The organism is Bradyrhizobium pachyrhizi, assembly GCF_001189245.1.
GTDB classification, from domain to species: domain Bacteria; phylum Pseudomonadota; class Alphaproteobacteria; order Rhizobiales; family Xanthobacteraceae; genus Bradyrhizobium; species Bradyrhizobium pachyrhizi.
This window is the reverse complement of the sequence record NZ_LFIQ01000118.1, coordinates 1-9,681: the sequence shown is the minus strand read 5'-3', so window position 1 is coordinate 9,681 and position 9,681 is coordinate 1. Positions and strand designations below refer to the sequence as shown.

Sequence of the window (9,681 nt, the reverse complement as noted above, 5' to 3'; positions counted from 1 at the left end):
TGGCCTTTCCGGCATCAACGCTGCCGCGCGCCACCTTGCCGACCGCGGCGACGCGGGCGTTGACGAACACCACCTCCTGCCCGCGCGAGGCATAGGTGTAGAGCTCCTCGTGGCGGCGATGGAAGCGCTCCTCGATCTGCGCCACCAGGTCCGCGGCGCCGAGATCGAGGTCGCCGAGCGGCACGTCGATCTCGAACACCTGCTCGCCGTAGCGCATCTCGGCCGAACGCTCGATGGCGATGTCGCCCTTGAACCAGTCGCGCAGCCGCCCCGCGGCCTGCTGTTCTAACCCTGCGAACAGCGCCCGGACTTCGTCGGCGGAAATCCGGCCGGTGCCGTAATGGGTGCGGCTGACCTCGTAGCGCAAATCGCTGGTCAGCATGCCCCAGGCCGATAGGACGGAGGCGACCGTCGGCACGATGATACGCTTGATCTCGAGCTCACGCGCGACCTCGGCGGCGTGCATGCCGGCGGCGCCGCCGAAGCTGAGCAGCGCGAATTTGCGGGGATCGACGCCGCGACGCAGCGTCATCAGGCGGATGCCGTCGGCCATTTTCAGATTGATCATCTTGTAGATGCCGGCGGCGGCCTCGATCCGCGACAGCTCGAGCGCTGCGGCGATACGATCGACCGCAGCCTCCGACGCTGCGCGATCGAGCGGGCGCGCGCCGCCCATGAAGGCGGCGGCATCGAGATAGCCAAGCACGACATTGGCATCGGTGACCGTGGCAGCCGTGCCGCCATTGCCGTAGCAGGCCGGGCCCGGCACCGAGCCCGCACTCTCCGGCCCGACCCGCAGCGTGCGGCCGCCGTCAACGCTCGCGATCGAGCCGCCGCCGGCCGCGATGCTGGCGATGTCGAGGCTGCGCAGCGCGATGCGCTGGCCGGCGAGCATGCCGTCCGCCGACAGCGAGGCCTGGCCATCAGCGATCAGCGAAATATCGGTCGAGGTGCCGCCCATGTCGAACGGCACGAGATCGGGAATCCCCAGAAGATCCGCGCAGCGGCGGCTGCCGGAGATGCCGCCGGCCGGCCCCGACAGCACGGTGCCCGCGGCGAGCCGCGAGGCCTCCTCCACCGGCGCCATGCCGCCATGCGACAGCACCACGAACAGCGAGCCCTTGAAGCCGGCCTCATGCAGGCTGCGCTCCAGATTGGTGAGATAGCGCCGCACCGTCGGCGCGACATAAGCGTTCACGATCGTGGTCGAGACACGCTCGTATTCCTTGATCTGCGGCAGCACGTCGCTCGAGCGCGACACGCTGACGTCGGGCAGCTCCTTCGCCAGCTGCTCGACGGCGGCAAGCTCATGTGCCGGGTTGAGATAGGCGTGCAGAAAGCAGACCGCGACGGAATTCGCACCCGAACGTTTCACCTCGGCGATGACGTCGCCGAGCGCGGCGGCATCGAGCGCAACCGCGGCGCTGCCGTCGGCCTTCAGCCGCTCGCGCACGCCAAAGCGACGCTCGCGCGGCACCAGCGGCTCGGGCGGCGGCGTGCGCAGATCGTAGCGGTCCGGCTTCAGCCCCTCGCGCATCTCGACGACATCGCGGTGTCCGTCGGTGGTCAAGAGCGCAACCTTCGCGCCCTTGCGCTCGAGCAGCGCATTGGTCGCGACCGTCGTGCCGTGCACCAGGCGATCGGTCGCGGCGAGCATCGCTGCGCGCGTCACGCCGAGGCGGCGCGCCAGCTCTTCCAGTCCCGCCATGACGCCGATCGACTGATCGGCCGGCGTGGACGGCGATTTCGCGAAAACGGTTCGCCCGGTTTGATCCGTCGCAACCAGGTCGGTGTAAGTGCCGCCGACGTCGACCCCAATCGTGTACATCGCTGCCTACACCGCTTTCGAAACCAAACCTTGCGCAAGATCGCGCGCCCGCGCTTCCGCCGAGCGCTTCTCTGGCGGCCCCCAGCCGCCGCCGCCGGAAGAGCGGATCTCGAGGCAATCGCCGGGGCACAGCTCGATGCCGACTTCCTTGGTCTTCAGCACGCGCGGCGCGCGGCCTTCCGAGAGCAGCCGGTAATGATGCGGCTCGCCGTCCTTGCCGCCGAGCATGCCGCAGGGACCATGGCGCGCGCCATCACCGGCGGTGTTGCCCTTGGCAGGCTTTTGCGTCTCCAGCACCATGTCGAGCGCGACGCCAAGGCCGCCGCGATGCTGGCCGTCGCCGCCGGAATCCGGCCGGAATTCGTGCTGGCGGAAATGTAGGGGAAAGCGCACTTCGGCAACCTCGATGCTGCCGAATTTCAGCCCGCCGACCGAATGCCACTCGCCGATCGACGAATAGCCGTCGCCGCCGGGCGAGGCGCCGCCGCCGGGCCGGGCCTGGAACATGTGCCAGATGAAATTGCGTCCGGTGCGCGGATCCTCACCCTGGATCGCGATGCGGAAGCGGCGCCCCCAGCCGCCCATCACGCGATCCGGACAGGACGCCGACATCGCCTTGATGATGGCTTCGACGATCTCGTTAGATGGATGGCTGGTGCACAAGGTGACGGGACGGCCGGGATCGGCCCAGACAATCGTGCCCTGCTTCGCCACCACCTTCAGCGGCCGCAGCGCGCCGGTGTTCTTGGGAATGTCGGCGTCGATCAGATAGGCGAAGGCCATCGCGACCGCTGCCTGCATGTTGGCGTGCGAGGAATTGACGAAGCTGGTCGACTGCGGATCGGAGCCGGTGAGATCGACCTCGATGTCGCTGCCCTTCTTGGTCACCTTGGCGGCGATCTTGATGTCGGTGCGGCCGTGGCCGTCATCGTCGAGCAGGGCTTCGCCGTAGAACACGCCGTCCTTCCAGGTCGACACCACGGCGCGGGTCTGCTGCTCGGTCGCGTCCAGAATCGCCTCGATCGCGGCTTCGACCGTGTCCGCGCCGAATTCGCTGAACAGCTTTGCGACACGGCGCTCGCCGAGATGCGCGGCCCCGAGCATCGCCGCGAGGTCGCCGCGGAATTCCCTGGGATTGCGGATGTTGAGCGCCAGCAAGTCGAGCAGATCCTCGCGCGGCTTGCCGGCCTCGTAGAGCTTGATCGGCGGAATGCGAATGCCTTCCTGATAGATCTCGGTGGCGGCCGGATTGTAGGCGCCGTGGGTGGCGCCGCCGATGTCGCTCTGATGCGCGCGTACGATGGTCCAGAGCAGCCGCTTGCCGCCATCGAATACCGGCACGAATGCGGTCAGGTCAGGCAGATGGCTGCCGCCCTGATAGGGATCGTTGAGCAGGATGACGTCGCCGGGCGCGACATCCTTGAAGCGCTCCTCGACCGCCAGCGTCGCCCAGGGCAAGGCGCCGACATGAACTGGAATGTGGTCGGCTTGCGCGATCAGCCGCCCGTCGGTGTCGCAGATCGCCAGCGAAAAATCGCGGCTGGAATTGAGGATCTGCGAATAGGAAGTGCGAAGCATGGCTTCGCCCATCTCCTTCACGATCGACGACAGGCGGTGCTGGACGACGGAGCGGGTGATCGGATCGATCTTGGCGGACATCTTGGCCTTCTTGGCGCGAGCGACTTGCGCAGGGAGGATCGAGGAACCGGTCGACCGGAACCGGAATTCCCTCTTATAGCCAGTGGCTTGCCGATCGCAAATCGGCTGGCTCGGCCGAAACGGATCATTCCATCGATCAGCAAGTCGTGATCGACGAGAATCTTCGCCCCTGCGACGGAATAGAACTCACGCTGCTGCGTCCCACCCATGCAAGCCGGCCCCCGAGGCCGGACCGTTCGGCTTTCCCGACAACTCCCAGGGTGAACGCAAATGCCTCCTCGATTCCTTAAGTCCGTCCTCGCCCCGCTCGGCGCGTCCGTCGTGCTCGCCCTCGCCGCCGCAGCGGCCGCGTCCGCACATGACGACCATCATCCGGCGCAGGGCGCGCAGACCGCAGAGGAGAGCGCCTTCCTCGCCGAAAACGATACCGCGATGACCAAGATGATGAATGACATGTCGGCCAAGCCGAGCGGCGACATCGACCGCGACTTCGTCGCGATGATGACGCCGCATCATCAGGGCGCGATCGACATGGCCGTGATCGAGCTCCGCTACGGCAAGAACGAGCAGCTGCGCCGGATCGCGCAGGAAATCATCGTCGAGCAGCGGCAGGAGATCGACGCCATGAAGCTCGCGATCGGAGACCCGATTACGGCGTCCGTGCCGGCCCCGACGCAGCAGACCCCGGCGCCCGCCGCTCACGATCATATGAACATGTCCCACGGAATGAAGAACTAGGAGTTTCGAGCGATGAACCGTCAAATCCTCAAGAGCCTGCTGGCCACGACCGTGCTGGCGATGTCGAGCCCTGCTTTCGCCGGACAGGCGCCGGGCGCTGCGTCCTCGCCCGACATTCCGGTCAGCCATCACGATCGCGTCTACGCCGCCGAGCAGTTCTCCAACACGGTGTCGGTTACCGACCCGGCCGACAACAAGCTGCTCGGCGTGATCCGGCTCGGCGACCCGCAGCCGGGCAATTTCAGCCCGCTCTACAAGGGCCAGGTGCTGGTCCACGGCATGGGCTATTCGCCCGACCACCGCACCCTCGCGGTGGTCTCGATCGGTTCGAACTCGGTGAGCTTCATCGACACGGCAACCAACTCGGTCAAGCACGTCACCTATATCGGGCGGTCACCGCACGAGGCGTTCTTCACGCCCGACGGCAAGGAAGTATGGGTCACGGTGCGCGGCGAGAATTACATCTCGGTCATCGACGCGCAGAGCTTCAAGGAAACGACGCGCATCGAGGTGCCCGCGGGACCCGGCATGCAGATCTTCTCGCCCGACGGCAAGTACGGCTACATCTGTTCGTCGTTCAATCCGGAGATCGACGTGGTCTCGGTCGCAGACCATCAGATCGTCGCCAAGGTGAAGCAGGAAAGCCCGTTCTGCCCGAACATCGCGGCGTCGCCCGATGGCGACCAGGTCTGGTTCACGCTGAAGGATGTCGGCAGGACGCAGGTGTTCAACGCCAAGCCGCCGTTCAACCTGATCAAAACGATCGACACCGGCCCGATCACCAACCATGTCAATTTCGCGAAGACGCCTAAAGGCACGCTCGCCTATGTCACGATCGGCGGCACCAACGAGGTCAAGGTGTGCCGAACCGACGACTTCTCGCAAGTCGCGACCATCCCCGTCGGCAATCTGCCGCACGGCGTCTGGCCGTCCGGCGACGGCACGCGGGTCTATGTCGGTCTCGAAAACGCCGACGCGCTGGCGGCGATCGACACCGCAACCAACAAGGTGATCGCCAACATCCCGATCGGCCAGGCGCCGCAGGCGATCGTCTATGTGCCGAACGCCGCGCCAAATCCGGATGACCGCCAGAACCTGCAAGCCCTCGGCGTCGCCGGCCAGGCGGCTCACCTCGCGCTCGCACCGAAAAAGGAAGCCAAGGGCGAGAAGCCGCCGACCAGCGTATCGCTGTTCGATCAAGGGCTGATCCAGGTGCTGCAGGCTTCCGTGACCGGGCTCGAGCCGAAGCAGCGCTACGTGTTGGGATTGGCCGAACACGCCGACGGTGGCGGCATGGTGGAGCCGCTGGCAGCCTTCATGACCAATCCGGCCGGCTCCGCCATCGTCAACGCGGCCGGTCCGATCCGGCAGATCGTGCAGAGCGCGGCCAGGACCGAGCGGCGTTACCTCGTCATCGCATCCGGCGAGCCGGCGAAACTCGGCGCGGTCGTGCAGGTACAAGCGCCATGAGCGACATGCTGCACCTGGTCGAGCCGCTGATACCAGCCTTGCGGCGTTATGCGCGGGCCCTGGTCCGCCATCACGCCGCGGCCGACGACCTGGTGCAGGACTGCCTGGAACGTGCCGTCATCCACTGGGAGCAGCGGCGGTCGGACAATCCGCGCCCGTGGCTGTTCGCGATCCTGCATAATCTCGCCATCAACCAATTTCGCCGCGCAACGGTGCGCGGCGTTCATGTCGCGATCGACGAAACCAACGAGGATGCATTCGGTCAGGAAGCGGCGCAGGAGCACAAGGTGATGTATCGCGACGTCATGGCGAAGCTCGCCAGGCTTCCGCATGACCAACGTGCGGTGCTGCTGCTCGTCGGCGTCGAGGATTTGTCCTACGCCGATGCCGCGAAGGTGCTCGGCGTGCCTGTTGGCACGGTGATGTCCCGCCTCGCGCGCGCCCGCGAGCGGCTGCATCACGAACTGGAGGAGACGCCGGGCGACCTGGATCATAATATCGTGCAATTGCGGAACAAGACATGAGCAACCGACCCATTACAGAAGACGATCTGCATGCCTATGTCGATCGCGCGCTCGAGCCGGAACGCGAGGCTGAGGTCCGCGTCTATCTGGACAAGCATCCGGACGTGGCCAAGCGCATCGCCGCCTACTCCGATGAGCGTAACCTTTTGCGATCGGTGCTGCTGCCGATCGCCGAGGAGCCACTGCCGCCGCGGCTCAACCTCGCCAGGATGATCGAGAGCCCACGCCGCCGCCCCTCGTCGTTGCGCTGGGCCATCGCAGCGATGCTGATGCTCTCGCTCGGCGGCCTCGGCGGATGGGTGATCCGTGGCGCGACACAGGCACCGGTCGGCGGAATTGTGGCGCTCGCCGAGGAGGCCAGCGATTCCTACAGAGTGTACGCCTCCGATCGCACGCGGCCGGTCGAGCTGCGCGACAGCACCGAGCTTGTGCAATGGGTCTCCAACCGGTTGCATCAACCGGTGAAGCTGCCAGATCTCACCAAGTCGGGATATCGTTTGATGGGCGGACGGGTAGTGCCGACCGCACATGGTCCTGCGGCCATGTTCATGTACGACGACGATCGCGGCGAGCGGCTTGTGGTTCTCACCCGCCCGATGACGTCGGACCAGAACGCACCGATGGCGCCGCATTCGGGCAGTGACGTCGCGGGCTTCTCGTGGGCTGACGGCGGTACGGGCTACTCCCTGGTGGGGCCACGCGGAGTGGATTCCCTGCGGCCGCTCGCCAACGAAATTCGCAAGCAGGCGCAGACGATCTAGGCAGGCCTGGTGTAGATCAGGAACAGCACGGTCCCGATCGCCAGCGCGCCGGCGATGAACAGCAGCACCGCGGGCAGCCCGAACAGCGCCGCGACGCCCGCGGTGCTCGATTGCAGCAGCGCTGCGCCAAGGAAGAACGCGAGGTTGACCGAGGACAGCGCCTTGCCGGTGTTCTGCGCGGCGACAAGCTGGCGCGTCATGCCGTAAATCAGCGGCTGCGCCGAGGTCGCGAGCCCGATCAGGATCAACAGCACCAGGTCATATTGCGTCGGCATCACGGCAACGCCGAAGAGGTTCGAGACCGGGAAATGCGGCGCACCGGCCGCCATCAAGACGAGCAGCAGCGCGGCGATGGCGTGCGTCACCGCCACCATGGCGCGGCGGTGCCCGAACTTGCGATCGAAGGCGCCGATGCAGGCCGGGCCGACGATCATCGCCAGCGTGAACAGGCCGAGCACATTGCCGGCCTCGATCCGGCTCAGCCCCTTCTCGTCCATCAGCCACGGGCCACCCCACAAGCCGCGCAAGGTCAGCGACGCGCCGAGCGACACCAGCGACAGCGCGATCAAGCCGCGCAGCCCGCGCGACATGCCGAGCCGCAGCACCTCGGCCATCTGGTGCAGCGGCGAGGAATCATCCGCATGCGCCGCCGGCTGCCGCGGCACCAGCGCGAACACCGCGATCAGCACCACGATGCCGAAGCCGGCCGAAACCCAGAAACCGGCGCGCCAGCCGAACTGATCGACCACGAAGGCCAGCGGGCTTGCCGACAGCAGCATGCCGATATTGCCGATCGAGAGGATCAGACCGGACCACAGGCCGAACTTCGCCGCCGACATCTGCTTCGCCGCAAGCGTCATCGGGCACATCAGCATGCCGGAAGTGGCGACGCCAAGCATGAGCTGGCCAAGCACAAAGCTCGCAGGCCCCATCGCCAGCGCCGAGACCAGCGTTCCGACCACGGTACCGGCGAGCAGGCTCAGCGACACCGGCCGCACGCCGAAGCGATCCATCGCGGCGCCGACCGGGATTTGCGAGGCGGCAAAGGAGAAATGATAGATCGAGGTGAGGCTCGCCAGCGCCTGCGGCGAGGTGCCGAAATCCGACGCCATCAGATCGAGGCTGATCGCCGGGATGGTCCGCAGCAGCGTCGACAGCATGTGGCCGGAGGCCAATGCCAGAAGCGCAAGCACCAGGGCGCGGAACCCGATCCCCGCCTCTTCCTTCGTCACCACGCCGTCCACGAATCGCCTCTTCCCCGAGCGGTTTGGCGACGGGCGTAACATTATTGGGCAGCGCGTGCCAACTTTGGCGGCAACGCGATCTTGGCACCCCACACGCCGTCATGGCCGGGCTTGTCCCGGCCATCCACGTCTTGCTTCACGCAGGGCCGAAGACGTGGATGCTCGGGACGAGCCCAGGCATGACGAGTTCGCTGAGATTTTCGTCGCCCTTACTGCTTATGGAACACCAGCGTGCGCAGCTCGATGCTCTCGCGCGGCGCGGCGTCCGCGGGCGTGGTGGGATCGACGAACGCGGTATGCGGCCCGAACCGCGTGCGGCCGTCGGTGGCAGAGTCGTAGCATTTCAGCAGGATCGCCTCGTCCGGCGTCATCTCGGGAATGTAGAACCAGCGATGGTTCGGATTGTACTTCACCGAGTAGGTCTCGCCGCTGCGGTTGGGATAGATCAGGTCCGAAGCAATGAGATCCTCCGGCGCGACGGTGGTGCCGTCGGCCATCGCGAGCGGTGAATCGCGCAGCGGGCCGCGGATCGGACGCCACAGATTGATCACCTGGATGCGGCCCTTGACCAGCTGCTCGGCCTCGTCGGGCAGGTGCTCGAACACGCGGTTGCGGCCGGAGACGGCGGTCTGGTCGACATGGACGCGGGTCGCGGGCTGGCGCGGTCCGCCGCCGCGGATGTCCGCCGCACCCTCGACGCGCTTGCGCACGGTGTGATCGAAGATGAAGACACGATCCGCCTTCAGCGTCGCCTTCAGGAAGGCTTCGACGGCGGGATAGTAGACGTTGCGGACTTCGTTCTCGTCGTAATAATCCTTCACGCTGGTCGGATGCTTGACCAGCGCAAAGCCCTCGCGATCGAGCGAGAAGCTGTCGGCGATCAGGCGTCCGTCAAAGATCGGAACATTGTGGGCTTCGGGCAGCGCGGTGGATTTGGGTTCGCCGGGCGGCGGATCGAAGGCGTAGGTCCGGGGCTTGCCCGGCGTCGGCGCGAGATAGTTCAGTTCAGCGGTCACAAACGGCAGCGACTCGATGCGAGTTTGTTGAAGGCCCATGGTGATCTCCCGGACTCGATTGTTCGTCTGTTTGATCTTGGCGGCGCCGGGCGGGGTGGCAAGGCCGTGGCGAAAATAGCAACGTTGCGGTTTTGGAATATGCCAAACGGGGAAAATCCTTGCCGCGCGGCGGCCCGCGGACGAATGAATATTTTGAATCACGGGTTCGTTAGCGGTGCAATGGTGCGGAGTTGAATCGCTTCCGCGCAGACGGTCCACGTCTACCGCTTGCAGGGCCGCCGCAGGTGCGCTGGCAAAATATCGAAAACAACCCCATGCAAAGGAGCTCGCGGCTGCAGGCCTTCGACAGGGTAGCTTGACACGTCGGGCAAATCAGGAATATATTTCCAGTATTCCGAAATCTTGTAAGCACCGTCGTCCTGGCGAAAGCCAGGAGGTAGA

The 9,681-nt window shown here is 65.9% G+C and carries 9 protein-coding genes; 4 read left to right on the top strand and 5 right to left on the bottom strand.

Features of this window, described 5'->3' with window-relative positions; translation table 11 throughout:
- On the bottom strand, positions 1–1,828 hold a 1,828-nt coding region (locus tag AKL29_RS33945), incomplete at its 3' end, for a hydantoinase/oxoprolinase family protein (protein WP_244482573.1).
- Positions 1,829–1,834: 6 nt separating this feature from the next.
- Positions 1,835–3,487: a hydantoinase B/oxoprolinase family protein gene (locus AKL29_RS33940; protein ID WP_050387188.1), complete on the bottom strand. Its 1,653-nt coding sequence runs from the start codon at positions 3,485–3,487 to the stop codon at positions 1,835–1,837.
- A 270-nt stretch (positions 3,488–3,757) separates the two neighbouring features.
- Here AKL29_RS33940 and AKL29_RS33935 point away from each other — a divergent pair, with 270 nt between their 5' ends.
- From AKL29_RS33935 to AKL29_RS33920, 4 genes are read left to right on the top strand one after another with little or no spacing between them, the layout of a single operon-like run.
- Positions 3,758–4,225 carry a DUF305 domain-containing protein gene (locus AKL29_RS33935; protein ID WP_050387187.1) on the top strand — a complete coding sequence of 156 codons (468 nt, stop codon included), beginning with the start codon at positions 3,758–3,760 and terminating at the stop codon, positions 4,223–4,225.
- 12 nt (positions 4,226–4,237) lie between these two features.
- Positions 4,238–5,695 (top strand): YncE family protein, encoded by a 1,458-nt coding sequence (locus AKL29_RS33930; protein WP_050387186.1) that lies wholly within the window; start codon positions 4,238–4,240, stop codon positions 5,693–5,695.
- The gene (locus AKL29_RS33925) at positions 5,692–6,219 is read left to right on the top strand and encodes an RNA polymerase sigma factor (protein WP_050387185.1); all 528 of its coding nucleotides are present in this window, start codon (positions 5,692–5,694) and stop codon (positions 6,217–6,219) included. The genes AKL29_RS33930 and AKL29_RS33925 overlap by 4 nt, the downstream gene beginning before the upstream one ends.
- On the top strand, positions 6,216–6,980 hold the full coding sequence (locus tag AKL29_RS33920) for an anti-sigma factor family protein (protein ID WP_050387184.1): 765 nt from the start codon (positions 6,216–6,218) through the stop codon (positions 6,978–6,980). The genes AKL29_RS33925 and AKL29_RS33920 overlap by 4 nt, the downstream gene beginning before the upstream one ends.
- Here AKL29_RS33920 and AKL29_RS33915 read toward each other — a convergent pair.
- From AKL29_RS33915 to AKL29_RS44035, 3 genes are all read right to left on the bottom strand, one after another.
- Positions 6,977–8,215 (bottom strand): MFS transporter, encoded by a 1,239-nt coding sequence (locus AKL29_RS33915; protein WP_050387285.1) that lies wholly within the window; start codon positions 8,213–8,215, stop codon positions 6,977–6,979. The two genes, AKL29_RS33920 and AKL29_RS33915, sit on opposite strands and share 4 nt — an antisense overlap.
- 218 nt (positions 8,216–8,433) lie before the next feature.
- Positions 8,434–9,279, bottom strand: coding sequence for a CmcJ/NvfI family oxidoreductase (locus AKL29_RS33910; RefSeq protein WP_050387183.1), 846 nt, complete (start codon positions 9,277–9,279; stop codon positions 8,434–8,436).
- Positions 9,280–9,500: 221 nt separating this feature from the next.
- The coding region (locus tag AKL29_RS44035) for a hypothetical protein (protein WP_210168337.1) at positions 9,501–9,681 on the bottom strand (181 nt) is incomplete at its 5' end.

Excerpts from the sequence above, each read along its gene's own strand:
- AKL29_RS33940 (WP_050387188.1), bottom strand. The coding sequence starts at position 3,487 with ATGTCCGCCAAGATCGATCCGATCACCCGCTCCGTCGTCCAGCACCGC.
- AKL29_RS33935 (WP_050387187.1), top strand. The coding sequence starts at position 3,758 with ATGCCTCCTCGATTCCTTAAGTCCGTCCTCGCCCCGCTCGGCGCGTCC.
- AKL29_RS33930 (WP_050387186.1), top strand. The coding sequence starts at position 4,238 with ATGAACCGTCAAATCCTCAAGAGCCTGCTGGCCACGACCGTGCTGGCG.
- AKL29_RS33925 (WP_050387185.1), top strand. The coding sequence starts at position 5,692 with ATGAGCGACATGCTGCACCTGGTCGAGCCGCTGATACCAGCCTTGCGG.
- AKL29_RS33920 (WP_050387184.1), top strand. The coding sequence starts at position 6,216 with ATGAGCAACCGACCCATTACAGAAGACGATCTGCATGCCTATGTCGAT.
- AKL29_RS33910 (WP_050387183.1), bottom strand. The coding sequence starts at position 9,279 with ATGGGCCTTCAACAAACTCGCATCGAGTCGCTGCCGTTTGTGACCGCT.